This is a genomic window from Azospirillum tabaci (assembly GCF_014596085.1).
Classification (GTDB): Bacteria; Pseudomonadota; Alphaproteobacteria; order Azospirillales; family Azospirillaceae; genus Azospirillum; species Azospirillum tabaci.
Map to the genome: position 1 here is coordinate 201595 of NZ_JACCJY010000007.1, position 26398 is coordinate 227992.

General features: G+C 69.6%; 24 protein-coding genes. 20 read left to right on the plus strand and 4 right to left on the minus strand.

Annotation, left to right across the window (positions count from 1 at the left end; all coding sequences use genetic code 11):
- Nucleotides 1-100: 100 nt before the first annotated feature.
- The gene (locus H0B54_RS11270) at nucleotides 101-1114 is read right to left on the minus strand and encodes a LysR family transcriptional regulator (protein WP_246472470.1); all 1014 of its coding nucleotides are present in this window, start codon (nucleotides 1112-1114) and stop codon (nucleotides 101-103) included.
- 221 nt (nucleotides 1115-1335) lie between these two features.
- Here H0B54_RS11270 and H0B54_RS11275 point away from each other — a divergent pair, with 221 nt between their 5' ends.
- The 11 genes from H0B54_RS11275 to H0B54_RS11325 all read left to right on the plus strand — a co-directional run bounded on the left by H0B54_RS11275 (nucleotide 1336) and on the right by H0B54_RS11325 (nucleotide 15248).
- On the plus strand, nucleotides 1336-2649 hold the full coding sequence (locus H0B54_RS11275) for a M20 family metallopeptidase (protein ID WP_211109313.1): 1314 nt from the start codon (nucleotides 1336-1338) through the stop codon (nucleotides 2647-2649).
- Between the two features lie 40 nt (nucleotides 2650-2689).
- The gene (locus tag H0B54_RS11280; protein ID WP_188260373.1) at nucleotides 2690-4300 is read left to right on the plus strand and encodes an ABC transporter substrate-binding protein; all 1611 of its coding nucleotides are present in this window, start codon (nucleotides 2690-2692) and stop codon (nucleotides 4298-4300) included.
- A gap of 115 nt (nucleotides 4301-4415) precedes the next feature.
- Nucleotides 4416-5396, plus strand: coding sequence for an ABC transporter permease (locus H0B54_RS11285; RefSeq protein WP_014241864.1), 981 nt, complete (start codon nucleotides 4416-4418; stop codon nucleotides 5394-5396).
- A complete protein-coding gene (locus H0B54_RS11290; RefSeq protein ID WP_137142141.1) occupies nucleotides 5393-6265 on the plus strand; it encodes an ABC transporter permease in 873 nt (290 codons plus the stop codon). Before H0B54_RS11285 ends, H0B54_RS11290 begins: the two co-directional genes overlap by 4 nt.
- The gene (locus H0B54_RS11295; protein WP_188260374.1) at nucleotides 6265-7929 is read left to right on the plus strand and encodes an ABC transporter ATP-binding protein; all 1665 of its coding nucleotides are present in this window, start codon (nucleotides 6265-6267) and stop codon (nucleotides 7927-7929) included. Before H0B54_RS11290 ends, H0B54_RS11295 begins: the two co-directional genes overlap by 1 nt.
- 10 nt (nucleotides 7930-7939) lie before the next feature.
- Entirely contained in the window at nucleotides 7940-8905 is a 966-nt protein-coding gene (locus H0B54_RS11300) for a ketopantoate reductase family protein (RefSeq protein WP_188260375.1), read from the plus strand.
- A gap of 27 nt (nucleotides 8906-8932) precedes the next feature.
- Nucleotides 8933-10162 carry a Zn-dependent hydrolase gene (locus H0B54_RS11305; protein ID WP_188260376.1) on the plus strand — a complete coding sequence of 410 codons (1230 nt, stop codon included), beginning with the start codon at nucleotides 8933-8935 and terminating at the stop codon, nucleotides 10160-10162.
- Nucleotides 10163-10332: 170 nt separating this feature from the next.
- The gene (locus H0B54_RS11310) at nucleotides 10333-11394 is read left to right on the plus strand and encodes a histone deacetylase family protein (RefSeq protein ID WP_188260377.1); all 1062 of its coding nucleotides are present in this window, start codon (nucleotides 10333-10335) and stop codon (nucleotides 11392-11394) included.
- Entirely contained in the window at nucleotides 11391-12953 is a 1563-nt protein-coding gene (locus H0B54_RS11315; RefSeq protein WP_211109314.1) for an acetolactate synthase large subunit, read from the plus strand. The genes H0B54_RS11310 and H0B54_RS11315 overlap by 4 nt, the downstream gene beginning before the upstream one ends.
- A gap of 181 nt (nucleotides 12954-13134) precedes the next feature.
- Nucleotides 13135-14079, plus strand: a complete 945-nt coding sequence (gene kce / locus H0B54_RS11320) for a 3,5-dioxohexanoate:acetyl-CoA acetone transferase (RefSeq protein WP_188260378.1) — start codon at nucleotides 13135-13137, stop codon at nucleotides 14077-14079.
- 230 nt (nucleotides 14080-14309) lie between these two features.
- On the plus strand, nucleotides 14310-15248 hold the full coding sequence (locus tag H0B54_RS11325; protein ID WP_188260379.1) for a DMT family transporter: 939 nt from the start codon (nucleotides 14310-14312) through the stop codon (nucleotides 15246-15248).
- Here H0B54_RS11325 and H0B54_RS11330 read toward each other — a convergent pair.
- Nucleotides 15214-16311 carry a LacI family DNA-binding transcriptional regulator gene (locus H0B54_RS11330; RefSeq protein WP_211109327.1) on the minus strand — a complete coding sequence of 366 codons (1098 nt, stop codon included), beginning with the start codon at nucleotides 16309-16311 and terminating at the stop codon, nucleotides 15214-15216. The genes H0B54_RS11325 and H0B54_RS11330 overlap by 35 nt on opposite strands.
- Before the next feature lie 134 nt (nucleotides 16312-16445).
- Here H0B54_RS11330 and H0B54_RS11335 point away from each other — a divergent pair, with 134 nt between their 5' ends.
- From H0B54_RS11335 to H0B54_RS11365, 7 genes are all read left to right on the plus strand, one after another.
- Nucleotides 16446-17489: a TRAP transporter substrate-binding protein gene (locus H0B54_RS11335; RefSeq protein ID WP_188260380.1), complete on the plus strand. Its 1044-nt coding sequence runs from the start codon at nucleotides 16446-16448 to the stop codon at nucleotides 17487-17489.
- A 50-nt stretch (nucleotides 17490-17539) separates the two neighbouring features.
- The gene (locus H0B54_RS11340) at nucleotides 17540-19429 is read left to right on the plus strand and encodes a TRAP transporter large permease (RefSeq protein WP_246472471.1); all 1890 of its coding nucleotides are present in this window, start codon (nucleotides 17540-17542) and stop codon (nucleotides 19427-19429) included.
- Between the two features lie 43 nt (nucleotides 19430-19472).
- The gene (locus H0B54_RS11345) at nucleotides 19473-20012 is read left to right on the plus strand and encodes a VOC family protein (RefSeq protein ID WP_188260381.1); all 540 of its coding nucleotides are present in this window, start codon (nucleotides 19473-19475) and stop codon (nucleotides 20010-20012) included.
- 8 nt (nucleotides 20013-20020) lie between these two features.
- The gene (locus tag H0B54_RS11350; protein ID WP_188260382.1) at nucleotides 20021-21292 is read left to right on the plus strand and encodes a ribulose-bisphosphate carboxylase large subunit family protein; all 1272 of its coding nucleotides are present in this window, start codon (nucleotides 20021-20023) and stop codon (nucleotides 21290-21292) included.
- On the plus strand, nucleotides 21289-22608 hold the full coding sequence (locus H0B54_RS11355) for a four-carbon acid sugar kinase family protein (RefSeq protein ID WP_188260383.1): 1320 nt from the start codon (nucleotides 21289-21291) through the stop codon (nucleotides 22606-22608). Before H0B54_RS11350 ends, H0B54_RS11355 begins: the two co-directional genes overlap by 4 nt.
- Before the next feature lie 204 nt (nucleotides 22609-22812).
- Nucleotides 22813-23544 (plus strand): helix-turn-helix domain-containing protein, encoded by a 732-nt coding sequence (locus H0B54_RS11360; RefSeq protein ID WP_094304759.1) that lies wholly within the window; start codon nucleotides 22813-22815, stop codon nucleotides 23542-23544.
- Between the two features lie 127 nt (nucleotides 23545-23671).
- Entirely contained in the window at nucleotides 23672-24046 is a 375-nt protein-coding gene (locus H0B54_RS11365) for a response regulator (protein WP_188260384.1), read from the plus strand.
- A 9-nt stretch (nucleotides 24047-24055) separates the two neighbouring features.
- Here H0B54_RS11365 and H0B54_RS11370 read toward each other — a convergent pair whose 3' ends face one another.
- Both H0B54_RS11370 and H0B54_RS11375 read right to left on the minus strand, forming a co-directional pair.
- On the minus strand, nucleotides 24056-24238 hold the full coding sequence (locus tag H0B54_RS11370) for a hypothetical protein (RefSeq protein ID WP_143271930.1): 183 nt from the start codon (nucleotides 24236-24238) through the stop codon (nucleotides 24056-24058).
- A gap of 86 nt (nucleotides 24239-24324) precedes the next feature.
- Nucleotides 24325-24609: an HU family DNA-binding protein gene (locus H0B54_RS11375; RefSeq protein WP_014241890.1), complete on the minus strand. Its 285-nt coding sequence runs from the start codon at nucleotides 24607-24609 to the stop codon at nucleotides 24325-24327.
- Nucleotides 24610-24753: 144 nt separating this feature from the next.
- On the opposite strand from H0B54_RS11375, the gene H0B54_RS11380 reads away from it, so the two are divergent.
- The gene (locus H0B54_RS11380) at nucleotides 24754-25335 is read left to right on the plus strand and encodes a sigma-70 family RNA polymerase sigma factor (protein WP_246472472.1); all 582 of its coding nucleotides are present in this window, start codon (nucleotides 24754-24756) and stop codon (nucleotides 25333-25335) included.
- Nucleotides 25336-25337: 2 nt separating this feature from the next.
- Nucleotides 25338-26213: an anti-sigma factor gene (locus tag H0B54_RS11385; RefSeq protein WP_188260385.1), complete on the plus strand. Its 876-nt coding sequence runs from the start codon at nucleotides 25338-25340 to the stop codon at nucleotides 26211-26213.
- Nucleotides 26214-26398 lie beyond the last annotated feature (185 nt).

Below are 26398 nucleotides of genomic sequence, written 5' to 3' on the forward strand. Positions count from 1 at the left end.
GGGAGCAGGTCAGCCGACTGTCCGCGAAACGGCTGCGCCGGGACGCGTAATCCGATGGACGACGGCACCGCCCCGAGGAGGAATGGAAAACGTGGAACGATCAGTCGTCGCCGAACTGCCGGTCGATCCACGCGTTCACGGTCGCCTGATCGAAACGGAGATCAAGCGGGATGGCGGCGATGGCGGCGCGGCAATGCTCGATGAAGGCGCGCTCCGCCCGGTTCATCTTGGAGGCGGGATTCCACAGCAGATGGATGTCCACCGGCGCCACCCCCTCCTCCGGCGGCAGGGGCCACAACAGACCGTCGCGCACGTCGCGCTCCGCCACATGCCGGGGCAGCGGCCCGATGCCCAGCCCGACGGAGATCATCCGCCGCACCTCATCCAGATTGACCGAGGCGCCGACGATCCGGCTCTCGATCCCCTCCTGCGCGCGGAAGACGGCCAGCGGCGACAACACCCCGCCGATCTGGTCGGAGGTGAAGGAGACGAAGCCTTCGCTGCGCAGGTCGCTCAATGTCAGGCCGGTGCGGCCGAACAGATGGTGCCGCGGCCCGCAGTACAGGCGGTAGATCTGGCGGGCGAACAACGCGTGCTCGACCAGCGGCGGCGGCTCCCGCATCAGGCAGAGGCCGAGCGAGCCCGTCTTCTGCTGGATCGCCATGTGGACGTCGGCGCTCGCCATCACGTCCAGCCGGAAGGTCACCTGGGGATGGGTGGCGTGGAAGCGCTCCAGCAGGGCATCGAACAGCAGCGACTGGATTCGGCTGGCCAGCAGGATTCGGATGTGCCCGGAAATCTCCTCGCGGATGTCGCGCATCAGGACGGCGAATCGGGAGATGTTGCCGTAGATCTCCAACACCTCGGCGTAGATGATCTCGCCGGCCTCGGTCACCCGGAAGCGTCCCTGCCCGCGCTCGATCAGGGAGCGGCCCATCTGGTCCTCCAGCCGCTTCAGGGCCTGGGACACCGCCGGCTGGGTCAGGCCCAGCCGCTGCGCCGCGCGGGTCAGCCCCTGCTCCTGCACGATCACCATGAAGGTGCGCAGCAGGTTCCAGTCCAGCTGGTGGCCGAGCCGTTCCAGATCGCGCGCCATCATCGGGGGGAATCCCATCACCATAAATCCTGCTTATGTCGGCAATGAGGATTATCGATTTGGCGGACGATGAGAAGCTGAATTGTAATACGTCAGTCGTTAGCGGTCGATCCCCGGCGGCGCCCATCGGGGCAAAACCAGGGTCATAGTCCAAAAGTCGAAATCACCACAGTTTCTTTCCGGAGATTTGCCGACACACACGGACGACTGCGCGGCGGAGTGGTAAGAACGGAGTCGTCATGCCCGCATCCCACGAGGGTGGGCGGAGCATTGCAGCCGTGGACCGGGATGCGATCCTGGACGCGGTGGCGAAGCTGCGCGAGGATGGAGTGCGCCTGCTGTCCGATCTGGTCCGAAGCCCCAGCCTGCTGGGGCAGGAAGGCCCGGCGCAGGATCTGATGGAACGGATCTTCCGGGACATGGGCCTGGAGGTGGACCGCTTCGCCATCGACGAGGAGGCGCTGAAGGCCCAGCCCGGCTGGTCTCCCTCGCTGATCTCCTATGAGGGCCGCGAGAACGTCGTCGGCGTCCACAAGCCCCGACGGGCGACCGGCAAGTCGCTGATTCTGAACGGCCACATCGATGTGGTGCCGACCGGGCCGGAAGAGCTGTGGTCTGCCCCACCCTTCGAGCCGGTGGTCCGCGACGGGCGCCTCTACGGGCGCGGGGCCGGCGACATGAAGGCCGGCATCGCCGCCTACGTCATGGCCTTCAAGGCGCTGCGGAGCCTGGGCGTCCAGCCCGCCGCGCCGGTCTATCTCCAGTCGGTGGTCGAGGAGGAATGCACCGGCAACGGCGCGCTCGCCTGCGTCGCCCGCGGCTACAAGGCCGACGCCGCGGTGATCCCGGAACCCTTCAACCACACGCTCCAGATCGCCCAGGTCGGTGTGATCCGCTGCGAGCTGGAGGTGACGGGCCGCCCCGCCCATGTTCTGGACACCGGCGCCGGGCTGAACGCCATCGAGGCGGCCTTCCGCGTGCTGAAGCATCTGAAGGCGCTGGAATCGGCCTGGAACCACCCGGATGGGCGGCATCCCGCCTACGCGCACCATCACCACCCCTACAACCTGAACGTCGGGCACATCGACGGCGGCGAATGGGCGTCCTCCGTCCCCACCCGCTGCCGGATGGAACTGCGCTTCGGCTTCCCGCCGGGCCGCGCCGCCGCCGAGGTCAGCGCCGAGATCGAGCGCGCGGTGGCCGAGGCCTGCCGCAGCGACTCCGATCTCAAGGGCATCGACGCCCGCATCATTTTCCGCGGCTTTCAGGCGGAGGGCTGCACGCTGGACCCCGATCACCCGATGCTGGAGGCGCTGGACGCCGCGCACCGGTCGATCTTCGGGACCCCGGCGCCGAAGCTGGCCCAGACCTGCACCACCGACGTCCGCAACTTCGTCCTGTACGGCGACACGCCGGCCACCTGCTACGGCCCGGAGGCGGAGCGCATCCACGGCATCGACGAGTCCGTCTCGCTCGACAGCATGGCCAAGGTGACCGCCGTGCTGGCCCTGTTCATGGCCGACTGGTGCGGCCTCGAATCCATCGATCCATAACGGTCGCGTAACGAGAATCAACAATAAGGGGGCTTCAGACATGAGCAATCGTTTGCGTCATTTTCGCCAAACCCTGACCGCCGCGGCGCTGGCCGCCGCCCTGGCGGCGCCGCTGGCGCTGACCGTACCCGGCGTCGCCGTGGCGCAGGAGCGCGGCGGCACGATGAACATCATCGTCCAGCCGGAACCGCCGATCCTGGTGCTGGGCCTGAACCAGCAGGGTCCGACGCAGACGGTCGCCGGCAAGATCTACCAGGGCCTGCTGACCTTCAGCTTCGACCTGAAGCCGCAGCCGGAACTGGCGGAAAGCTGGGAAGTCTCGCCCGACGGCAAGGTTTACACCTTCAAGCTGGTGAAGAACGCCAAGTGGCACGACGGCAAGCCCTTCACCGCCCACGACGTGGTCTTCTCCACCTCCAAGCTGCTGATGGAGACCCACCCGCGCGCCCGCGCCACCTTCTCCAAGTGCGAGAAGATCGAGGCGCTGGACGACTACACCGTCCAGTTCACGCTGAAGGAGCCGTTCGGCCCGTTCCTTCAGGCCTTCGAGGTGTCGTCGGCCCCGATGATGCCGAAGCACATCTATGAAGGCACCGACTTCAAGGCCAACCCGGCAAACGCCACCCCGATCGGCACCGGCCCCTTCAAGTTCAAGGAGTGGAACAAGGGCTCCTACATCCACCTCGTCCGCAACGACGAGTATTGGAAGACCGGCAAGCCCTATCTGGACGACATCTATTTCCGCGTGATCCCCGACGCAGCCTCGCGCGCCGTCGCCGTGGAGCAGGGCACCGTCCAGCAGACCCAGTTCAACGACATCGAGACCTTCGACGTCCCGCGCCTGAAGGGCCTGCCCAACGTCGAGATGACGACCAAGGGCTACGAGTTCTTCGCGCCGCTGTCCTGGATCGAGATCAACACGCGCAACAAGCCGCTGGACGACAAGCGCTTCCGGCAGGCGATGATGCACGCCATCGACCGCAAGTTCATCCGCGACAAGATCTGGTTCGGCCTCGGCCGTCCGGCGACCGGCCCGGTGAACTCGGTCACCCGCTTCCACGAGAGCAACGTCCGGAAGTACGACTTCGACCCGAAGAAGGCCGAGGCGCTGCTTGAGGAGGCCGGCTTCAAGAAGGGTTCCGACGGCACGCGCGCCAAGGTCCGCCTGCTCGTCATGCCCTACGGCGAGACCTGGACCCGTCTCGGCGAATATGTGAAGCAGGCGATGAAGCGCGTCGGCGTCGACGTGACGCTGGAGACCACCGACGCCGCCGGCTGGGTCAACCGCGTGTCCAACTGGGACTACGACCTGACCTTCAACTTCGTCTACCAGTACGGCGACCCGGCGCTCGGCGTGTCGCGCACCTACGTGTCGGAAAACATCCGCAAGGGCGTGATGTTCTCCAACACCATGGGCTATGCCAACCCCGAGGTGGACAAGCTGTTCGCCCAGGCCGCCCAGACCAACAAGGACGAGGAGCGCCAGCAGCTCTACTCCGCCGCCCAGAAGATCCTGGTCGAGGACGTGCCGGTGGCCTGGCTGCTGGAGATGGAGTTCCCGACCTTCGTGGACAAGCGCTTCAAGAACGCCGTCACGACCGCCATCGGCGTGAACGAGAGCTACGACAGCGTCTACATGGTCAAGAAGTAAGAAAAGGGAGCGGTTGCCCCCACCCTTCCCGCGGCTCGCGCCGCGGGCCCCTTCCCTCTCCTGCGAAGCGGGGGAGGGTTAGGGAGGGGGGCAACACGCACCCGGGAGTGACAACATGCCCCGCATCGCCCTATTCATCTCACAGAGGCTGGTGAAGGCGGTCTTCGTCATTCTGGCGATCGCCGTGTTCAACTTCTTCCTGGTCCACGCAGCGCCCGGCGACCCCGCCGCGGTGATGGCGGGCGAGGCCGGGGCCGCCGATGCCAAGTTCGTCGAACAGCTCCGCCAGCAGTTCGGCCTCGACCGCCCCCTGTACGAGCAGCTCGGCACCTACATGTCCAAGGTGGTGCAGGCCGACCTCGGCTACTCCTACCGCCAGCAGCGTCCGGTCTTCGACCTGCTGATGGACCGCCTGCCCGTCACCCTGTCGCTGACGCTGACCGCCTTCGTGCTGGCCCTGCTGGGCGGCGTGGCGCTCGGCACGCTGGCGGCGATGCGCGCCGGCACCTGGTCGGACACCGCCATCACCGTGGTCGGCCTGACCGCCTACGCGACGCCGATCTTCTGGATCGGCCTAATGCTGATCCTTCTCTTCTCGGTCAATCTCGGCTGGCTTCCCGCCTTCGGCACGGAGAGCATCGGCGCCGGCTACACCGGCTGGGACGCCTTCCTCGACCGGGCGAAGCACCTCGTGCTGCCGGTGACCACGCTCGGCCTCTTCTACATGGCCGTCTACACCCGGCTGACCCGCGCCTCGATCCTGGAGGTGCGCGACATGGACTTCGTCAAGACGGCGCGGGCCAAGGGCCTGCCGGAATGGCGCATCGTGTCGGTGCACATCCTGCGCAACGCCATCCTGCCCGTCATCACGGTGGCGGGGTTCCAGGCGGGGCACCTGATCGGCGGTTCCATCCTGATCGAGACCGTCTTCGCGCTCCCCGGCATCGGGCGCCTCGCCTTCGAGGCCGTGTTGCAGCGCGACTATCAGGTCCTGCTCGGCATCTTCCTTCTGACCTCGGTGGTGGTGGTGGTGTTCAACCTGCTGACCGACCTGATCTATTCCCTCGTCGATCCGCGCATCGAGGTGGCGCCATGACCGCCGCGGCCATCACCCCCGCCCGCAAGGGGTCCGGCTTCTGGAGCGCCTTCGCCCGCAACAAGGGCGCGGTGATCGGGCTGGCCTTCCTCACCCTGGTCATCCTGATGGCGGCCTTCGCCGATGTGCTGTACCCGGCCAGCCCGTGGGATATGACCGCGATGCCCTTCCAGCCGCCGCTGTCGGAGGACGCGCTGCTCGGCTCCGACACGCTGGGCCGCGACATCGCGGCGGGCATCGCCCACGGGGCGCGGGTGTCGCTGCTGATCGGCCTGACCTCGACCGCCGTCGCCGTGCTGATCGGCGTGTTCCTGGGAGCCGTCTCCGGCTTCTACGGCGGGCGCGTCGACGATCTGGTGATGCGCTTCACCGAACTGTTCCAGACCATCCCGAACTTCGTCCTGGCCGTGGTGCTGGTGGCGATCTTCACGCCCTCGCTGACCTCCATCGTTCTGGCCATCGCCATCGTCTCCTGGCCGCCGCTGGCGCGCTTGGCGCGCGGCGAGTTCATGAGCCTGCGGAGCCGCGAGTTCGTGCACGCCGCGGTGACCACCGGCCAGTCGAACATGACGATCATCTGGCGCCAGATCCTGCCCAACAGCCTGTCCCCGATCATCGTGTCGGCCTCGCTGATGGTGGCGACGGCGATCCTGCTGGAAAGCTCCCTCTCCTTCCTCGGGCTCGGCGATCCGAACCTGATGAGCTGGGGCTACATGGTTGGCGCCGCCCGCACCGTGATCCGTCAGGCCTGGTGGATGAGCTTCTTCCCCGGCATCGCGATCCTTCTGACCGTGCTTGCCCTCAATCTCGTGGGTGAAGGGCTGAACGACGCGCTGAATCCCAAGCTGGCGCGAAAGGGCCGTTCCTGATGACCGAGACGCCTCTCCTCGACGTCCGCAACCTGACCATCGACCTGCCGCGCGGCGCCGACCGGCCGCACGCGGTCCAGGATCTGACCTTCACGCTGGAGCCCGGGGAAATCCTCTGCGTGGTCGGCGAGTCCGGGTCGGGCAAGTCGATGACCGCGCACGCCGTGATGGGCCTGCTGCCCAAGGCGGTGAAAGTCTCCTCCGGCGAAATCCGCCACCAGGGCACCGACGTGTTCAGCCTGCCGGAGCGCGACCAGCGCGCGCTTCGCGGCGGCCGCATCGCCATGATCTTCCAGGAGCCGATGACGGCGCTGAACCCGCTGATGCGGGTCGGCGACCAGATCGACGAGGTCCTGCGCTACCACACCACCCTCGACCGCGCCGCCCGCCGGGCGCGCGTGGTGGAGCTTCTCGCCTCCGTCGGCCTGCCGGAGCCGGACCATCTGCGCCGCAGCTACCCGTTCCGACTGTCGGGCGGCCAACGCCAGCGCGTGATGATCGCCATGGCGCTGGCGGTCGAGCCGGACATCCTGATCGCCGACGAGCCGACGACCGCGCTCGACGTCACCACCCAGAAGCAGATCCTGGAGCTGATCCAGGATATCCAGGCCAAGCGCCGCATGGGCGTGATGTTCATCACCCACGACTTCGGCGTGGTGGCGGAGATCGCCCACCGCGTGGCGGTGATGCAGCGCGGCCGGATCGTCGAGATCGGCACCGCCGAGGATGTCCTGAACCGGCCGCAGCATCCCTACACCCGCCAGCTCATCGCCGCCGTCCCGCACCTGATCGAGCACCGCGAGGACTTCACCCGCGCGCGCCAGCCGGTGCTGACGGCGGAGAAGGTGTGCAAGACCTTCCACCTCGGCGGCGGCTTCTTCACGCCGGGGCGCAAGGTGGTGGCGGGCGACGACCTGTCGCTGACCATCCACCAGGGCGAGACGGTCGGGCTGGTCGGCGAGTCCGGCTCCGGCAAGTCGACGCTCGGCCGCTCCATCGTCGGGCTGATCAAGCCGGATTCGGGCAAGATCCTGTTCGAGGGCGTCGATCTGCTGTCGCTGTCGCGCCCGGCCTTCCGGCCCTACCGGCGGCACGTGCAGATGGTCTTCCAGGACCCCTACGCCTCGCTGAACCCGCGCCACACCGTGGGCGACATCATCACCCAGGGGCCGGTGGCCTTCGGCGAAGACCGCCATAAGGCGCTCGACAAGGCGAAGGCGCTGCTCAAGCTCGTCGGGCTCGACGCCTCGGCGGCGGAGCGTTTCCCGCACGAGTTCTCCGGCGGGCAGCGCCAGCGCATCTCCATCGCCCGCGCCCTGGCGCTGGAGCCGAAGCTGCTGATCGCCGACGAGCCGGTGTCGGCGCTCGACGTGTCGGTGCAGGCGCAGGTTCTGGACCTGCTGGAGGATCTGCGGCACCGGCTGAACCTGTCGATGCTGTTCATCACCCACGACCTGCGAATCGCCGCCCAGATCTGCGACACCATCGCGGTCATGCAGAAGGGCCGCATCGTCGAGATCGGCCCGGCGAAGGAGGTGTTCGGCAACCCGCAGCACGCCTACACCCGCACCCTCCTGGACGCCATCCCCGGCAAGGGCTGGACCATCCCGGAGGACGTGGTTCCGGTGACGCGGCGGTCGGCCGCCCTGCGCAACAGCGCCTGACGGGGCGGGCATGAAGGTCGCCGTCATCGGGGCCGGGGCGGTCGGCGGCTTGATCGCCGCGCGGCTGACCGCCGCCGGGCTGCCGGCCTCGCTGGTCGCCCGGCGGCGGACGCTCGACACGCTGCGGCGCGACGGGCTGACGGTCGAAGGCCCCTCGGGCCGTCCGGTGACGGTGCGGCCTCAGGTGACCGACGACACGCTGGCCCTCGGCCCGCAGGACGTGGTCGTGCTGGCGGTGCCCTCCCCCCTGCTGACCGATGTGCTGGACCTGCTTCTTCCCCTGCTGGGGCCGAAGACGCGGCTGGTGCCGGTGGTCGGCGGCATTCCCTGGTGGTACCCGGCGGATGAAAGCACTGGTGGGCCTCTGGCAGCGGCCCCTCTGGCGGCGGTCGATCCGAAGGGGCTGCTGTCGGACGCCATCCCGGCGGACCGCATCGTCGGCGCCGTTGCCCGCGTGGCGGTGGAGCGGCGATCCCCCGGCTATCTGCGGCATCTCGGCGGGCTGCGGCTCGCTCTCGGCCCGGTGGCGGGGGGCGAAGGTGCCAGGGATCTGGCGGCTCTGTTCGGGGCTGGTGGCTTCAACGCGCTGGCCGTGCCGGACATCCGGGCGGAGGTGTGGACGGCGCTGCTGGCGCCCTTCGCCTTCGGCCTACTCGGCCTCGCCACCGGGAAAACGGCGCAGGAGATCGCCCACGACGACGCGCTGCAGCCGACCTTCGCGGCGGTGGTGGAGGAACTCCTGGGCCTGTCGGCGGCGCTCGGCCACCCGGCGGCGGCGAAGGTCGAGGACGTGTGGACCATGGCCCAGCACCCGGGCCGCATCCGCCCGGCGCTGCGCGCCGACGTGGCGGCGGGCCGGCGGGCGGAGATCGAGGCGGTGCTGGACGCGCCGCTGGAACTGGCGGAACGGGCGGGCCTGAGCCTGCCCGCGGTGACCGGACTGCTGACCGCGGTCCGCACTGAATCTCAACAATAATTCGGAATTGGGATCGGGATAGGGACCATGTCTGACCTGCGCATCGACGGCGACCGCCTGTGGCGGACCCTGATGGACCTCGCAAAGATCGGCGCGACGCCGAAGGGCGGCCTGTGCCGGCTGGCGCTGACCGACCTCGACAAGGAGGGGCGCGACCTCTTCGTGCGCTGGTGCGAGGAGGCCGGCTGCACCGTGACGGTGGATGAGGTGGGCAACATCTTCGCCCGCCGTCCGGGCCGCAACGCGGACCGCCCCGCGGTCTGCATGGGCAGCCATTTGGACACCCAGCCGACCGGCGGCCGCTTCGACGGCATCTACGGCGTGCTGGCCGGGCTGGAGGTCATCCGCAGCTTCAACGACCAGGGCATCGAGACGGACGCCCCCATCGACCTGATCGTCTGGACCAACGAGGAGGGCGCGCGCTTCTCCCCGCCGATGCTGGGCTCCGGCGTGGCGATGGGCGTCTTCACGCTCGACCATGTGCTGGACATCCGCGACACCGACGGCGTCCGCCTGGGCGACGAGCTGGCGCGCATCGGTTACAAGGGCGACGTCCCGGTCACCGGCCACGCCATGGGCGCCTATTTCGAGGCGCACATCGAGCAGGGTCCGGTGCTGGAGGCCGAGGATGTCGAGATCGGCGTGGTGACCGGCGCGCAGGGTCAGCGCTGGTACGAGGCGACGGTGACCGGCCGCGAATCCCACGCCGGGCCGACGCCTATGCGCCTGCGCCGCGACGCGCTGGCTGGCGCCGCGGTGATGATGGAGGCGGTGGAGGCCATCGCGCTGGAGGTCGGCGGCGACGCCTGCTCGACCATCGGGCGCGTCCAGGTCCACCCGGACTCCCGCAACGTCATTCCCGGCCGCGTCTGGTTCACCATCGACCTGCGCAACCCCGACCCCGACGCGCTGGTCCGTATGGACGCGATGCTGCGCGAGCGGCTGGCCGCCATCGCGGACAAGCGCGGCCTGACGCTGGAGCTGACCGACTTCTGGGCCTTCCCGACCACGCCCTTCGCGCCGGAGTTGGTCGGCCACGTCCGCCGCTCGGTGGAGCGGCGCGGCCTCAGCCATCGCGACATCGTGTCCGGGGCGGGCCATGACGCGGTCTACGTCGCGCGCAAGGTGCCGACGGCGATGATCTTCATCCCCTGCGAGAACGGCCTCAGCCACAACGAGGCGGAGAACATCAAGCCCGAGCACGCCGCGTCCGGCTGCGCGGTCCTGGCCGACGCGGTTCTGGCTGCGGCTGGGTAACATCCATCTCTCCCTCTCCCGTCCCGGGAGAGGGTGCCCGCGCCAGCGGGCGGGTGAGGGTACCGCCGAGAATCAGCGCCTTGATCCTTGGACGACCCTCACCCGGCGCCTCGCGGCACCACCCTCTCCCGAGGCGGGAGAGGGGATCAATTCACTCCGGGAGCCTGTCCATGCGCTACGTCTTTGCCGAGGCCCAGTTGCGCCATCGTCCGCCGACCTTCCTGGTGCGCGGCCAGCCGAAGCCCTCGCCGGAGAAGGCGGAACGGGCGGAGGCGCTCGTCGGCTCCCTGCGGGCGCGCGGCGTGACGGTGGAGGAGCCGCCGTCCTACGGCGCCGGCCCGCGCGCGGCGGTCCATTCCGCCGATTACCTGCGCTTCCTGGAAACCGCCCACGCCCGCTGGTCGGCCCTGCCCGACGCGTCGGAGGTCATCGTCCCCAACGTCCACCGCAACACCGACATGGCCGAATATCCCACGGGCATCGTCGGTCAGGCGGGCTGGCACATGGCGGACACCGCCTGCCCGATCGGCGCCGGAACCTGGGAGGCCGTCTGCGGCGGCGCCGACACGGCGGTCCACGCGGCGCTGATGGTGGCGAGCGGTCGGGAGCGCGCGGCCTACGCCCTGTGCCGCCCGCCGGGGCACCACGCGTCCCGCGACATGGCCGGGGGCTTCTGCTACATCAACAACGCCGCCGTCGCCGCCCAGGCGATGCTGCCGGTGCTGGCCCAGCAGGGCCGCGCGCCGCGCGTCGCCGTCTTCGACGTGGACGTCCATCACGGCAACGGCACGCAGGCGATCTTCTATGAGCGCGACGACGTGCTGGTCGTGTCGATCCACGGCGATCCCAACAACTTCTACCCCTGGTTCGCCGGCTACGCGCACGAGCGCGGCAAGGGCCGCGGCCTCGGCAGCAACCTGAACATCCCCCTGCCCATGGGCACCGAGGAGTCCACCTTCCTCGACGCGGTGGACGGGGCGCTGAGCCACATCGCCGCCTTCGGGCCGGAGGCGCTGGTGCTGTCGCTGGGCTTCGACACCTACGTCGGCGACCCGCTGGCCTTCTTCAAGGTGACGACGCCGGGCTTCGCCGCGCTGGGCCACAAGATCGCCGGCGCCGGCCTGCCGACCGTGGTTGTGCAGGAGGGCGGTTACGATTGCGATGCGCTGGCGGTGAATCTCGCCAGCTTCCTGGACGGTTTCGAGGGCGGGCTCACGGAGGCGGCACGATGACTGGTGCGAAAATCCCGGGCGCGGAAATTCTGGTCCGGACGCTGGTGGCGAACGGCGTCGACACCTGCTTCGCCAACCCCGGCACGTCGGAGCTGCACGCGCTGGCCGCCTTCGACTCCATGCCCGGCGCGCGCTGCGTCCCGACGCTGTTCGAAGGGGTGGCGACGGGCGCGGCGGACGGCTACGCCCGCATGACCGACCGTCCGGCGGCGACGCTGCTGCATCTCGGGCCGGGATTGGCGAACGGGCTGGCCAACCTGCACAATGCCCGGCGCGCCCGCGTGCCGATGGTCAACATCGTCGGCGACCACGCGACGTGGCACCGCGGCGTCGACGCGCCGCTGACCTCCGACGTGGAGGGGTTGGCGAAGCCGATGTCGGCCTGGGTGCGCACGGTGCCGAACGCGGCCTCGGTCGCCGCGGACACGGCGGAGGCCATCCGCGCCGCCCTAACCCCGCCGGGCGGCGTCTCGACGCTGATCCTGCCGTCGGACTCCTCCTGGGACGACACGGCGGCGGCTGACCCGATCATCGTGGAGCCACCCGCCCCCGCCGCCCCGGACGCCGAGGCCCTGCGCACCGCCGCCGCCGCCCTGCGGAGCGGCGAGCGGGTGGTCATCCTGCTCAACGGCCGCGCCACGCGGACGGAGGGGCTGGCCCTGGCCGGGCGGATCGCCGCCGCGACCGGCGCCAAACTCTACGCCCACACCGGTGCCACCCGCATCGAGCGCGGGGCGGGCCGCGTGACGGTGGAGCGTTTCCCCTACCCCATCGACCTCGGCATTGCCGCGCTGGCCGGGGCGAAGCACGTCGTCCTGATCGGCTCAGGCGAGCCGGTCGGCTTCTTCGGCTACCCCGACAAGCCCAGCCGTCTGGCCCCGGAGGATTGCCGCATCCACACCGTCGCCCCGCCGGGCAGCGACGCCCTGGCCGCCCTGCGCTGGCTGGTCGAGGCGGTGGGCGCCGCCGCGACGCCGGTTCCGGCGCAGCCGCTCGCCCCGCCCGAACCGGCGACCGGCGCTCTCACCGCCGACAGCGTCGGGCAGTCCCTGGCGGCCCTGCTGCCGGAGGGCGCCATCGTGGTGGACGAGGGAATCTCCTCCAGCCCGATGGTCTACACGGCCTGCGCCGGGGCGCGCCCGCACGACTGGCTGACCATCACCGGCGGGGCCATCGGCATCGGCATGCCGCTGGCGCTGGGTGCCGCCATCGCCTGCCCCGACCGCAAGGTGGTGACCGTCCAGGCGGACGGCAGCGGCATGTACACGCTCCAGGCCCTGTGGAGCCAGGCGCGCGAGCAGGCCGACGTGGTGACCATCATCTTCGCCAACCGCCGCTACGGCATCCTGCAATGGGAGCTGGGCAACCTCGGCTTCCGGGACATGGGGCCCAACGCCCGCAACTGCACGGAGCTGGGCCGCCCGGACCTCGACTGGGTGGCGCTCGCCCGCGGCATGGGGGTGGAGGGCGGACAGGCCACGGACGCGGAAAGCTTCAACCGCCTGCTGACGGCCGCCTTCGCCCGCAAAGGCCCTTTCCTGATCGAAGCGGTGATCTGAACAGGCCCTCTCCCGCCCCGGGAGAGGGAGGGGCCCCATGGCGCAGCCATGGGGAGGGTGAGGGTCCGGCACGAAGACGGCACTGATACTTGGATTGACCCTCACCCGCCCGCTGACGCGGGCACCCTCTCCCGGGACGGGAGAGGGAATCGGGCAGAGGAAGAAAAAACGGGAGGACAGCATGACAACGCCCAAGAAGAGCGCGCGGAAAGTCATCATCACCTGCGCGGTCACCGGCTCCATCCACACGCCCAGCATGTCGCCGCACCTGCCGGTGACTCCGGACCAGATCGCGGCGGAGGCCATTGCCGCGGTGGAGGCCGGCGCGGCCATCGTCCATCTCCACGCCCGCGACCCGGAGACCGGCCGTCCCACCCAGGATCCGGATCTGTTCCAGCGCTTCCTGCCGCGCATCAAGCAGGCGACGAAGGCCGTGGTGAACATCACCACCGGCGGCAGCGCCGCCATGACGGTGGAGGAGCGGCTGCGCCCCGCCGCGCAGTTCCAGCCGGAAGTCGCGTCGCTCAACATGGGCTCGATGAATTTCGGCCTGTTCCCCATGCTGAACCGCTTCACCGAGTTCCAGCACGATTGGGAGCGCACCTATCTGGAGAACAGCCGCGACCTCGTCTTCAAGAACACCTTCAAGGACATTGAGCACATCCTGAAGACCTGCTCCGGCAACGGGACGCGCTTCGAGTTCGAGTGCTACGACATCTCCCACCTCTACACGCTGGCCCATTTCCTCGACCGCAAGCTGGTGACGCCGCCGCTGTTCGTGCAGTCGGTGTTCGGCATCCTGGGCGGCATCGGCCCGCACCCGGAAGACGTGATGCACATGAAGCGCACCGCCGACCGGCTGTTCGGCGATCAGTATGTGTGGTCGGTGCTGGGCGCCGGGCGCAACCAGATGCCCATCGCCACGCAGTCGCTAGCCCTGGGCGGCAACGTGCGCGTCGGGCTGGAGGACAATCTATGGGCCGGTCCGGGCCGTCTCGCCACCTCCAACGCCGAGCAGGTCGCCATGGTCCGCAAGCTGATCGAGGGGCTGGCCCTGGAGGTCGCCACGCCGGACGAGGCCCGCGCCATGCTGTCGTTGAAGGGTGGCGACGCGGTGACGTTCTAGGACATATGAAATCCCCTCTCCCCTCTGGGGAGAGGGTTAGGGTGAGGGGGCAGCGTGGGCCACGAGCCCACGCCAGGGGATTGCCAAGAGGCAGCATGCCCCTTGGCGGCACGCCGTTGGCGCACCGGCCCCCTCACCCTTCCCACCGCTGCCGCGGCGGGCCCCCTCCCTCTCCCCGGAGGGGAAAGGGGAAATGAAGTGCATCCACCCCACACCCGGAATCCCATGCCATGATAAGCCGCGCTCGGGCGCTGGATCTGTCGCTGGTAGGCCTCATCAGCGTCTGCTGGGGCCTGAACTGGCCCGCCGTCAAGATCATCCTCACCCAGATCCAGCCCTGGACGCTGCGCAGCCTGGGCTTCGCCGTCGGGGCGGCGGTGCTGTTCGCCTACGCACGGTCCCGCGGGGAATCGCTGGCCGTGCCGCGCGGGCAGCGCTGGCCGCTCTTCGCCGTGGCCCTGCTGAACATGGCGGGCTTCAACATCTGCTCCGCCTTCGGGCAGATGAACATGGCGACCTCGGGCGCCGCCATCATCGCCTACACCATGCCGGCCTGGGCGATGCTGCTGGCGATTCCGATTCTGGGCGAACGTCCGGGACCGCGCCAGTGGATGGGGCTGGGTTGCGGGCTGGCCGGGCTGGCCATCCTGCTCGGCCCCGATCTGCTGCGGCTCGGCGCCCTGCCGCTCGGCCCCGCCTTCATGCTGACCGGTGCGGTGAGCTGGGCGCTGGGCAACGTCCTGATCAAGCGGACGGCCTGGACCATGGGGCCGAACGCCATCACCGGCTGGCAGTTCGCCATCTCCCTGCCCGTGGTGCTGCCCTTCGCGCTGGCGCTGGACCCTGCCCCGCCGCTGACCCTGGAGCCGCAGGTGGTGGTGGCGCTGGTGTTCCATATCCTGGTGGCGATGGTCGGCGGCTATCTGCTGTGGTTCGCCATCGTGCGGCGGCTGAGCGTCGCGCAGGCCTCGGTCAGTTCGCTGATCGTGCCGGTGATCGGCGTGACCGGCGCCATCGTCGTGCTGGGCGAGACGCCGCCGCTGCGCACCTACGCCGCGCTGGCGCTGATCCTCTGCGCCGTCCTGCTGGTCGTCATGGTGCGCGACAAGCGGCCCGTGCCCACCCCGGCGCCGGTCACGGCGGAGCCGCGGGGGGCAGGTTCTCCCTGAAGATGACCTCGATGCGCGGCGGCTCCACGCCGTGCATCGCCTCCCGGCCCGCGCGCAGGTTGGCGAAAACGGCGGCGCAGCTCATCAGGGCGCTGCGCGGGTCCTGAGTGATCACCGCCTCCATCGTGCCGTCGATCAGCAGCGCGCGCGTCTCCGGCGTGAAGCCGTGGCCGATGAAGACGACCTCGCGCTCCCGCCGCGCCTCTTTCAGCGCGCGGGCCACGCCCTCCGCCCCGCCGCCGATGGTGTAGATCCCGGCGAGGTCGGGGTGGTGGCTGAGCAGCGTCCGCGTCTGCCGGTAGCTCTTGGCCTCGTCGTCGTGGGCCTCGCGCAGGCCGACCACCTCGATGGCCGGGGCCATCTCCTTCAGAACGTTCAGGAATCCCAGTTCGCGGTCCTCGTGCGCGCGGTAGCTGAGGCTGCCGGCGATCATCGCGACCTTCCCCGCCCGCCCACCGAGGAAGCGCGCGAACAGATAGCCCGCCGTCCGCCCCGCCGCCCGGTTGTCGAGCCCGACATAGGCGGCCCGCCGGCAGTTCTGCACGTCGGAAATCAGCGTCACGGTCGGCACGTTGCGCGCCGCCAGCTCGTTCACCGCCTCGCGCACCGCCGGATGCTCCAGCGCCATGAAGGCGACCCCGTCGACCTTGCGCCAGTGCTGGAGCAGGCTGCGCGCCAGCAGGTCGGGGTTGAAGCTCTTGATGAACTCCACCTGCGCGCGGATGCCCAGCGGGGCCAGCGCCGCCTCCGACTGGCGGATGAGCTGGCCAAGCCGCGTCAGATAACGGTTCGTCCCGTCCGGCAGCAGGAAGGCCAGCCGCACCGGCTTCGGTCCCAGCGCCGCGCCGAGGTCCGATTCCGGGATGTAATCCAGTTCCGCCGCGGCCTTCATCACGCGCTGCACGGTCGCGGGGCGCACGCCGGGGCGATGGTTCAGCACACGGTCCACGGTGGCCGTGGAGACGCCGGACAGCCGCGCGATGTCGGCGATCCGCGGCAGTCCGCGGGTGCTTTCGGGCCTCGTCTCGAAGGGCGCGGCGACGGCGTCCGCATCATCCTGCATCACGGCTCAAAACCCTCCGATCCCATCAAATCACATCATCATTCGCGTTTGACACCAGCCATTCGCGCACATACCGTCCAACCAACAATCACCGTCGAACATCAAACTACATCAACGTTTCCTGGGAGGAAAGCATGAACCCGCTCTCGCGCCGCACTATGCTCAAGGCGTTGGCCGCCACTCCGGCGGTTGGGTTGGCCGCGGGGGCCGGCACCGCCACACTGATCGGCGCGCCGCGCATCGCCCGCGCCGCCGAGTTCGACTTCAAGTACGGCAACAACCTGCCGCTGACCCATCCGCTGAACGTCCGCTCGCACGAGGCGGCGGAGCGCATCCGCCGCGAAACGAACGGCCGCGTCGACATCCAGATCTTCCCGAACAACCAGCTCGGCGGCGACACCGACATGCTGTCGCAGGTGCGCAGCGGCGGCATCACCTTCTTCACGCCCTCGGCGCTGGTCATCGCCACGCTGGTCCCGGTGGCCGCCATCAACGCCGTGGGCTTCGCCTTCGCCGACTACGGGCAGGTCTGGTCCGCCATGGACGGCAAGCTGGGCGAGCATGTGCGCGGCGCCATTGCCAAGGTCGGCCTGCATGCCTTCGAGAAGATGTGGGACAACGGCTTCCGCCAGATGACCAGCGGGGCCAAGCCGATCCAGACCGCCGCCGACATGGACGGGCTGAAGATCCGCGTGCCGGTCAGCCCGCTCAGCATCGCCATGTTCAAGTCGCTGTCCGCCGCCCCGGCCAGCCTCCAGTTCTCGGAGGTCTACTCCTCGCTGCAGACGCGCATCGTCGACGCGCAGGAGAACCCGCTGCCGATCATCCAGGTCGCCAAGCTGTACGAGGTGCAGAAGTACTGCGCCCTGTCCAACCACATCTGGGACGGCTTCTGGTTCATCGCCAACGGGCGCGCGTGGCGCGGCCTGCCGCCCGACCTGCAGAAGATCGTCTCCACCGCGATCAACGACGCCGGCGTCCAGCAGCGCGAGGACATCAAGGCGCTGAACCAGTCGGTGCAGGCCGACCTCCAGTCCAAGGGCTTGGCCTTCAACCAGCCCTCCCCCGACAGCTTCCGCGCCAAGCTCCGCGACAGCGGCTTCTACGGCGAATGGAAGGGCCGCTTCGGCGACGAGGCCTGGGCGCTGCTCGAAGGCGCCGTCGGCAAGCTCGCCTGACGCCAGCCTGAAGAACGGCTGTGGACAACACGGGAAGGGAGGGTGCGGCTTTGTCTCACCACGCGACGGCGCTCGACGAGGGCGGCGCCATGCCAGGGGCCGCGTCCGGCGGTTCCTGGACCGATCGGCTGGACCGCGGCCTCGCCGCGACGGTGGAGGGTGCCGCCGCCCTCATCGTTCTGGCCGAGATCGTCATCCTGCTGGCCGGGGTGACGGCGCGCTACGTCTTCCACGCGCCGCTGGTGTGGTCGGACGAGCTGGCCTCCATCCTCTTCCTGTGGCTGTCCATGCTGGGCGCCGTGGTGGCGCTGCGCCGCGGCGAGCACATGCGGATGACCGGTCTGGTCAGCCGCGTCGGCCCGACGGCGCGCGCCCTGCTCGAGACGCTGGCGATCGCCGCACCCATCGCCTTCCTGGCGATGATCCTGCACCCCGCCCTGGACTACGCCATGGAGGAGCAGTTCATCGTCACCCCGGCGCTGGAGATCAGCAACGCCTGGCGCGCGGCGGCCCTGCCGACCGGGCTGGGGCTGATGGCCGTGGTGGCGCTGATCCGGCTGATGCGGATGCGCAACCTCCGGATCACCCTGGCGGCGATCGCCCTGACCGCGGCGGTGACCGTGGCCTTCTGGCTGGCCGGTCCGGTGCTCAAGCCGCTGGGGCAGGCCAACCTCGTCATCTTCTTCGTCGGCGTGGTCGCCGCCTGCGTGTTCGGCGGCGTTCCCATCGCCTTCTCCTTCGCGCTGGCCACCTTCGGCTATCTGGCGCTGACCACCTCGACGCCGCTGCTCGTCATGGTCGGACGGCTGGACGAGGGCATGTCGCACCTGATCCTGCTGGCGGTGCCGCTGTTCGTCTTCCTCGGCCTGCTGATCGAGATGACCGGCATGGCTCGCGCCATGATCCAGTTCCTCGCCAGCCTGCTCGGCCATGTGCGCGGCGGCCTCTCCTACGTGCTGATCGGGGCGATGTATCTGGTGTCGGGCATCTCCGGGTCGAAGATCGCCGACATGGCGGCCATCGCGCCGGTGCTGTTCCCGGAGATGAAGAAGCGCGGCGCCCCTCCGGGCGACCTCGTCGCCCTTCTGTCGGCGACCGGCGCGCAGACCGAGACCATCCCACCCTCCATCGTCCTCATCACCATCGGCTCGGTCACCGGCGTGTCGATCGCGGCGCTGTTCGCGGGCGGCCTGCTGCCGGCGGTGGTGCTGGGTGCCGCGCTCTGCGCCGTCGTCTGGTGGCGCTACCGCCATGAGGATCTGAGCCACATCCGCCGCCCACCGGCGTCCGAGATCGCCCGTCTGGCCGTGGCCGCCCTGCCGGCTATCCTGCTGCCCTTCGTCATCCGCGCCGCGGTGGTGGAAGGTGTCGCGACGGCGACCGAGGTGTCGACCATCGGCATCGCCTACTCCACCCTCATGGGCCTGCTGGTCTACCGCCAGTTCGACTGGGCGCGGCTGAAGCCGATGCTGATCGAGACGGCGTCGCTGACCGGGGCGATCATCTTCATCGTCGGCTGCGCCACCGCCATGGCCTGGGGCCTGACGCAGTCCGGCTTCTCCCGCGCGCTGGCCCTGTGGATGGCCGACATCCCCGGCGGCGGCTACGGCTTCCTCGCCATCTCCATCGTCGCCTTCATCATCCTGGGCAGCGTTCTGGAGGGCATCCCCGCCATCGTCCTGTTCGGCCCGCTGCTGTTCCCCATCGCCCGCGACGCCGGGGTGCACGAGGTGCATTACGCGATGGTCGTGATCTTCGCCATGGGCATCGGCCTGTTCGCCCCGCCCTTCGGCGTCGGCTACTACGGCGCCTGCGCCATCAGCAAGGTCAGCCCGGACGAAGGCCTGAAACACATCTGGGGCTACGTCGCCGCCCTTCTCGTGGGCCTGATCGTGGTCGCCGCCATTCCGTGGATTTCCACCGGCTTCCTTCCCTATTGAAGCCCCGCCGGTCCCCCATAACGATAAAATCAGGAGTTCCTTCATGAGCCGATTCTTCGGCCAGATCCGGCAGGCTGGCTACGTCGTCGACGACATCGAGGCCGCCATGGACTACTGGAGCCGCACCCTGGGCATCGGCCCGTGGTTCTACAACGAGCGGGTTCCGATCAAGAACTACACCTACCGCGGGGAGCGGCACGAGGTTCACAACTCGGTGGCGCTCGCCAACTCCGGCCCGCTCCAGATGGAGCTGATCCAGACCCGCAACGACGCGCCGTCGATGTACCGCGACTTCCTGAAGGCCGGGCGCACCGGCCTCCAGCACGTCGCTTACTGGACCGAGAACTACGACGCCGACCTGGAGCGGCTGACCGGCCAGGGATTCAAGCCGGTGATGAGCGGCGAGGTCGGCGAGAAGGGCCGCTTCGTCTATTTCGACACCGAGTACCACCCCGGCACGGTGATCGAGTTGTCGGAGGTCGCCGGGCCGAAGGGCAAGATGTTCGACCTGATCCGCAACGCCTCCCTCGACTGGGACGGCCGCGATCCGGTCCGGCCCTTCCCCGACCTCAGCCGGCTGTGAGTCTCGCCATGCGCTCCGACCGCTTCGAGGCGACCTACCTGATCGAGACCCCGCTGGACCCCGCCAAGGTGGCGGAGGTCATGGCGGGGGAGCAGTCCTGCGGCACCTTCACCCGCGTCCACGGCGAGACGGACGACCTGCGCGCCCGCGCCCGCGCCGTGGTGGAGCGGGTGGAGGAGCTGGAGCCCGCCGCAACCCCCAGCCTGCCGAACACGTGGCTGGAGCGGCAGAAGCGGCCCGGACCGTGGCGGCGCGCCCGCGTCGCCATCAGCTTCCCCACCGGCAACGTCGGCGCCAACCTGCCGACTCTGGCCGCCACGGTGGCCGGCAACCTGTTCGACCTGGGCGAGGTGACCGGCCTGCGGCTCGACTCCGTCCGCCTGCCCGCCGCGTACCGCAATCGCTTCGACGCGCCGCGGCACGGCGTGGCCGGCACGCGGCGGCTGACCGGGGTGGAGCGCGGGGCGTTGGTCGGCTCCATCATCAAGCCGAACCTCGGCCTGTCGGCGGAGGAGACCGGCGAGTTGGTCGGCACGCTCCTCGCCGCCGGGCTGGACTTCATCAAGGACGACGAGATCTGCGCCGATCCGGTGCATGCTCCGCTCGCCCAGCGCGTGCCGGCGGTGATGGACCGGGTGCGCCGCCACCAGGACCGCACCGGCAAGCACGTCATGGTCGCCTTCAACATCAGCGACGAGACGGACGCCATGCGCCGCCACGCCGATCTGGTGGAGCGCGAGGGCGGAAGCTGCGTGATGGTCAGCCTGAACTGGTGCGGCTTCTCCGCCGTGCAGACGCTGCGCCGCCACAGCGGGCTGGTGCTGCACGGGCATCGCAACGGCTTCGGCGCCCTGTCGCGCCACCCCAGCCTGGGCATCGGATTCGACGCCTACCAGACGCTGTGGCGTCTCGCCGGGGTGGACCACATGCACGTCCACGGCCTCCAGGGCAAGTTCGCCCAGCCCGACGCGGAGGTCATCGACGGCGCCAAGTCCTGCCTCGCCCCGCTGGCCGAGGGCTGCGACGACGTGGTGATGCCGGCCTTCTCCTCCGGCCAGTGGGCGGGGACCGTGCCCGTCACTTGGGACGCGGTGGAGACGGACGACCTGCTGTTCATGTCCGGCGGCGGCATCATGGCCCACCCGGACGGCCCCGCCGCCGGCGTGACGAGCATTCGTCAAGCCTGGGCCGCGGTGCGCGAGGGCGTCACCCTGTCCGAAGCCGCCGCGACCCGGCCGGAGCTGAAGCGCGCCCTGGAGTTCTTCGGAGCGCCCAAATGACCGTGGCGCACCCGCCGCCCCGGCTCGGCCCCCGGCTGGGCTGGTACGGGGACGACTTCACCGGGGCCACCGACACGCTGGCCACGCTGGCGAAGGCCGGTCAGCGGGCGCTGCTGCTGCTGGAGATCCCCGACGCGGAGCGGCTGGCCGGGCTCGGCCCGCTGGACGCGCTGGGGATCGCCGGGGCGTCGCGCACCATGGACCCGGCGGCCCTGCGGGCGGAGCTGGAGCCGGTGGGACGCTTCTTCGCCGGGCTCGGCGTCCCGGTGATGCATTACAAGTGCTGCTCGACCTTCGACAGCGCGCCGCAGGTCGGCAGCATCGGGGCGGCGGCGGCGGCCCTGCGGCCCTTCTTCCCCAACCGATTCCTGCCGGTGGTTGGCGGCCAGCCGAACATCGGGCGCTATTGCCTGTTCAGCACGCTGTTCGCCGCGGCGGGCACCGGCGGGACGGTCCACCGCATCGACCGCCACCCGACGATGAAGGCCCATCCGGTGACGCCGATGACCGAGGCCGACCTGCGCCTCCACCTCGGCGCGCAGGGGCTGGAGGGGATGGGTGCCCTGCACTACCCGGATTATGGGCTGAACGCCGGGGCGCTGGAGGAAAAGCTGGATCGGATGGTGGCGGGCGGCGCGTCAGCCGTCCTGCTGGACATCACGCAGCCGGCAGATCTGGCGCCCGTCGGACGGCTGATCTGGGAGCGGGCGCGGCGTTCGCCCCTTCTGGCGGTCGGGCCGAGCGGCGTGGTCCAGGCGCTGGCCACCCAATGGGAGCGCGACGACAGCGTCGGCGACGCCCCCCTGGCCCCGGCGGAGGGGCCGGTCTTCGTGCTGGCCGGCAGCCTGTCGCCGGTTACGCGCAAGCAGATCGCCGCGGCCGCCTCCTTCCACCGGATGCCGGCGGACGCGGGCGCCCTATGCCACGATCCCGCCTATCGCGAGCGGCTGCGAAGCGAAATCGCGGGCCTCCTGGGCCAAGGCCGGAACGTGCTGGTGTGGACCGCCCCGGCGGAAGGCGAGGCGCCCGACACCGCCCAGTCCGCCGCCATTGCCGACGCCACCGCGGACTTCGTCGCCTTGGTCGCCCGCGCGGTGCCGCTGCGCCGCATGGGCATCGCCGGGGGCGACACCTCCAGCAAGGCGGTGAAGGCGCTGGGCCTGTGGGGCCTGTCCTACCGGACGGCGCTCAGCGCCGGCGTGACGGTCAGCCTGACCCACAGCGCGCACCCGCCCACCGACGGCGTCGAGCTGATGCTCAAGGGCGGGCAGATGGGATCGGAGGATCTGTTCGAACGGCTGGTGCACGGAGGGTGAGCGTCCTTGCTCCCCTCCGCCCCCACGCGTCTGCCCCCACGCGTCTGCCCAGGGTCCGCAATGCCCCCTAGGTAGTCTTACGTACGCAAAGCCCCTTAGGTACAAGACCGAACTGCACAGGGTACCTCGCAGCGCATAACTTCGGCTCATCGAGCGGTTGCCCCACGGGGGCGGGCCGCTTCCACGAACGCCGAGGGGCCTGACATGCACGCTCACACCGCCATCGCCGCCCAGCCGACGCGCGTTCTGCCCGGCCATCAGGCCGCCGCGATGGCGATGCCGCGTGTCGCCCCGTCCCGTCCCGCCGCCGGCTTCGCCGCCAACGACACCGACCCGCTGGCCGCCATCGCCCAGTTCCGGGTGTTCGATCGCGAGCAGTCCATCTTCGCCGAGGGCGAGGCCGCCGACGCCGTCTTCCGAGTGGTGGATGGCATGATCCGCCTCTACAAGCTGCTGCCGGACGGGCGCCGTCAGATCATCGGCTTCCTCCAGGCCGGCGACATGGTCGGTCTGGCCTTCGCCGACCGCTACCTCTACTCCGCCGAGGCGATCACCGCCTCCACCGTCCAGCGCATCCCGCGCTGCCAGCTCGACGCCCTGCTGGACTCCCAGCCCGCCCTGGCCCGCCGGCTGCTGTCGGTCACCACCTCCGAGCTGGTGGCGGCGCAGGACCAGATGCTGCTGCTGGGTCGCAAATCGGCGCTGGAGAAGCTGGCCAGCTTCCTGCTGGCGCTGAGCCGCCGGGCCGGTGCGGGCCGGGCCATCGCCCTGCCGATGAGCCGCTGCGACATCGCCGACCATCTGGGCCTGACCACGGAGACCGTGTCCCGCGGCTTCACCAAGCTGAAGACCTCGCGCCTGATCCGCATCCTGGACGGCGGCCGGGTCGAGCTGCTGGACGCCGACGCCCTGGCCGACCTCGCCGACTGCGCTTGAACCACTGCGCTTGAACCACTGCGCCTGATCCCGAGCGTTCCGATCACCCTCTGCAAACTTGGGAAATCCATTCGGCCGGCCGCAACGTACCCCTTACTCCCTTTGCGTTGCATTGTCAGGCCGAACCATGGAGTCCGTTCCGCACATCCTCGTCGCCGAGGATGAACGCCTCGAAGCCCTGGCCCTTGCCGACACGCTGGAAGGCCAGGGGCTGCGCGTCACGCTGACCCACAACGGGTTGGAAGCCATCGCCGCGCTGGAGCACGGCCCGGCGTCTCTGCTGATGACTGACCTGCGGATGCCGGTGATGGACGGCAACGAGCTGATTCGCCGGACTCGGGCGCGGCGGCCCACCCTACCGGTGATCGTCATGACCGCCGACAGCGGCGCTCTCTGGCATCCGGAATCGGACCGGCTGCGAGTCCTGCACAAACCCTTCAGCTTCCAGGCGGCGATCGGCGCCGTCCGCGCCATGCTCGCCCCCACCCGGCCCTCCGAGTAGAGTCGGGGTTTACTCGTCGTCCTTGGGGGCGGCGTTGCGGGGCGGCGGCTCGATCACCGGGCCGACCTTCACGCTGCGGGCGGACAACGGAACGATGTCTCCGATCGGCATGTAGGAGCCATCGGCCAGTTGCTGCGCCGGCTCCCACCGTCCTTCGACCTTGATCCAGCGGTAAACGCTGTTGCTGCTCATGACGTCACCAAGAAATTTGGAAAGACGAAAGGGGCGGCGTTGCCGCCGCCCCTCCATCCAATACAAGGACTATCCTTGCGGAAGGCTTATTCGGCCTTGCCGTTGACGGCGTCCTTGAGAGCCTTGCCGGCGGAGAACTTCGGCGCCTTGGAGGCGGCGATCTTGATCTCCGCACCGGTCTGCGGGTTGCGGCCCGTGCGCTCGCCGCGCTCGGCGATCTCGAACTGGCCGAAGCCCGGCAGCTTGACCGTCTCCCCCTTGACCAGCGCGTCCTGCAGGCTTTCCAGAACCGCATCCAGCGCCTTGCCGGCGTCGGCCTTGGTGCCGCCCAGCTTGCCGGCGATCGCGTCGATGAGATCGGCCTTCGTCATTCCCTACTCCCCTTGTTCATGGCGGAACCCCAGCATCTTCCGGGGCTCTAGGCGCTTCTGACCTACTCCGCCCCGCGTCTGCGCGCAAGCCAATCCCGTGGCGATTTTTTCCTCCGGCGCGGATTAAGCTGAGGCATGATCCGTATGCCGAGTGTGAAAAAGCAATCCGGGACGGTGATGAAGGACGAGTTGGGACAGCATTTGGACGTTCTGAGGCGCTATGCCCTGGTCCTGATGCGCGACCCCGATCAGGCGGAGGACCTTGTCCAGGAGGCGCTCGTCAAGGCCATCGAAGGGGCGTCGTCCTTCACGGACGGACGCGACCTGCGCAAGTGGCTGCTCGCCATCGTCCACAACACCTTCGTGGACCGCTGGCGGCGCCAGCAGGCCGAACGCCAGGCGACCGGGGAACTCATCTCGATGGCGGAGGAAGGCTCCCCGCCCGCGCAGTTGAGCCACGTCCATCTGGGCCAGACCATCGCGGCCCTGATGACCCTGCCGGTCGAACAGCGGGAGGCCTTGGTGCTTGTGGCTCTCGACGGCATGTCCTACCGGGACGCCGCCGAATGCCTGGGCATCCCCGTGGGCACCCTGATGTCCCGCCTGGGCCGTGCGCGCGACGCGCTGCGGGCCAAGACGGGCGGCGGGCGCCAGCCGGCGTCAGACCAATCCGACCGCACCCCATCAGACCCGGTCCAGCGCCCCCCGTTGCGCGTGGTGAAATGACGATGAACGAACCGATCAGCGACATCGACCTGAACGCCTATGTGGACGGCGAACTCGACGCGCAGCGCCGCATCGAGGTGGAAGCCTACCTGGAGGCCAATCCGGAGGAGGCCGCCCGCGTCATGCACGACATGCGGGTGCGCGACGAGATCCGGCTGTTCATGGCTGGCCCGGCCGTGGAGAAGGCGGAGCCGGAGATGGCCGCGTCCGAACCGGTCACGGCGCCGATGCAGCCGGCGGTCAGCGCCAGCGCGCCGCTGCCGCGGCGCAAGCAGTGGGGCGCCCTGTGGCGCCGCCCGGCGGCGGAACTGATGAACCGGGCGCGGGCGCGCGCCGCCAAGGGGTCGGGCCGCGGACGGCGCGCCGTGGCGGCGCTGTGCCTCGTCGGGCTCGGCTGGACGGCGCACAGCGCGGTCTCGTCGCTCTCGGTCAACCCCGTCGCCACGGCCCACGCGGCCACCCACTACATCACCATCGCGGCCCAGACCCACCAGCAGGCGCTGCACAGCGGGATCGACTTCAAACCCTTCGCCGACGCCGCTCATTCGCTGGTGAACCGGCTCGCCTCCGCCAATCCGGAGGTCGCGGTGCCGATCCCGCAGCTCGACATCGGACAGGCGCCGGACGGGCTGCGCACGGTGGCCTGGGACGGCGGAGTCGCGGTGCAGGCGGCCTACCGCCACGGCGGGTCGGAGCTGATCACGCTGTTCGCCAGCGAGGTCGACCGCTTCGCCGTCACCGAACCCCAGGCGGAGCGGATCGGCAACGTCTCGGTCGCCTACTGGCAGGTCGGGACGACGGTCTACGCGCTGTGCGGCGAGCAGCCGGAAAAGGAAATCCTGGCCCACGCCCGCGACGCCCGCATGGCGTGGTTCTAAGCCAAGCGCGCCGAACAATAAGCATCCGAACGACAAGCATCCGAAGGACATGGTGAGACAATGAGCGGACCCTTCTACGGCAACCAATTCGGCACCGCCGCGCCGGCCTACGGCGCGGCGTTCGACGAGGGCCTGCGCAAGCACATGCTGCGGGTCTACAACTTCATGATGCTCGGCCTGGGCGT

Coding starts and splice junctions, on each gene's coding strand:
- H0B54_RS11270 (WP_246472470.1), bottom strand. CDS start 1,114: ATGGGATTCCCCCCGATGATGGCGCGCGATCTGGAACGGCTCGGCCAC.
- H0B54_RS11305 (WP_188260376.1), top strand. CDS start 8,933: ATGTCTGACCTGCGCATCGACGGCGACCGCCTGTGGCGGACCCTGATG.
- H0B54_RS11345 (WP_188260381.1), top strand. CDS start 19,473: ATGAGCCGATTCTTCGGCCAGATCCGGCAGGCTGGCTACGTCGTCGAC.
- H0B54_RS11310 (WP_188260377.1), top strand. CDS start 10,333: ATGCGCTACGTCTTTGCCGAGGCCCAGTTGCGCCATCGTCCGCCGACC.
- H0B54_RS11370 (WP_143271930.1), bottom strand. CDS start 24,238: ATGAGCAGCAACAGCGTTTACCGCTGGATCAAGGTCGAAGGACGGTGG.
- H0B54_RS11385 (WP_188260385.1), top strand. CDS start 25,338: ATGAACGAACCGATCAGCGACATCGACCTGAACGCCTATGTGGACGGC.
- H0B54_RS11380 (WP_246472472.1), top strand. CDS start 24,754: ATGCCGAGTGTGAAAAAGCAATCCGGGACGGTGATGAAGGACGAGTTG.
- H0B54_RS11315 (WP_211109314.1), top strand. CDS start 11,391: ATGACTGGTGCGAAAATCCCGGGCGCGGAAATTCTGGTCCGGACGCTG.
- H0B54_RS11285 (WP_014241864.1), top strand. CDS start 4,416: ATGCCCCGCATCGCCCTATTCATCTCACAGAGGCTGGTGAAGGCGGTC.
- H0B54_RS11300 (WP_188260375.1), top strand. CDS start 7,940: ATGAAGGTCGCCGTCATCGGGGCCGGGGCGGTCGGCGGCTTGATCGCC.
- H0B54_RS11355 (WP_188260383.1), top strand. CDS start 21,289: ATGACCGTGGCGCACCCGCCGCCCCGGCTCGGCCCCCGGCTGGGCTGG.
- H0B54_RS11275 (WP_211109313.1), top strand. CDS start 1,336: ATGCCCGCATCCCACGAGGGTGGGCGGAGCATTGCAGCCGTGGACCGG.
- H0B54_RS11375 (WP_014241890.1), bottom strand. CDS start 24,609: ATGACGAAGGCCGATCTCATCGACGCGATCGCCGGCAAGCTGGGCGGC.
- H0B54_RS11325 (WP_188260379.1), top strand. CDS start 14,310: ATGATAAGCCGCGCTCGGGCGCTGGATCTGTCGCTGGTAGGCCTCATC.
- kce (WP_188260378.1), top strand. CDS start 13,135: ATGACAACGCCCAAGAAGAGCGCGCGGAAAGTCATCATCACCTGCGCG.
- H0B54_RS11280 (WP_188260373.1), top strand. CDS start 2,690: ATGAGCAATCGTTTGCGTCATTTTCGCCAAACCCTGACCGCCGCGGCG.
- H0B54_RS11290 (WP_137142141.1), top strand. CDS start 5,393: ATGACCGCCGCGGCCATCACCCCCGCCCGCAAGGGGTCCGGCTTCTGG.
- H0B54_RS11360 (WP_094304759.1), top strand. CDS start 22,813: ATGCACGCTCACACCGCCATCGCCGCCCAGCCGACGCGCGTTCTGCCC.
- H0B54_RS11295 (WP_188260374.1), top strand. CDS start 6,265: ATGACCGAGACGCCTCTCCTCGACGTCCGCAACCTGACCATCGACCTG.
- H0B54_RS11330 (WP_211109327.1), bottom strand. CDS start 16,311: ATGCAGGATGATGCGGACGCCGTCGCCGCGCCCTTCGAGACGAGGCCC.
- H0B54_RS11335 (WP_188260380.1), top strand. CDS start 16,446: ATGAACCCGCTCTCGCGCCGCACTATGCTCAAGGCGTTGGCCGCCACT.
- H0B54_RS11365 (WP_188260384.1), top strand. CDS start 23,672: ATGGAGTCCGTTCCGCACATCCTCGTCGCCGAGGATGAACGCCTCGAA.
- H0B54_RS11350 (WP_188260382.1), top strand. CDS start 20,021: ATGCGCTCCGACCGCTTCGAGGCGACCTACCTGATCGAGACCCCGCTG.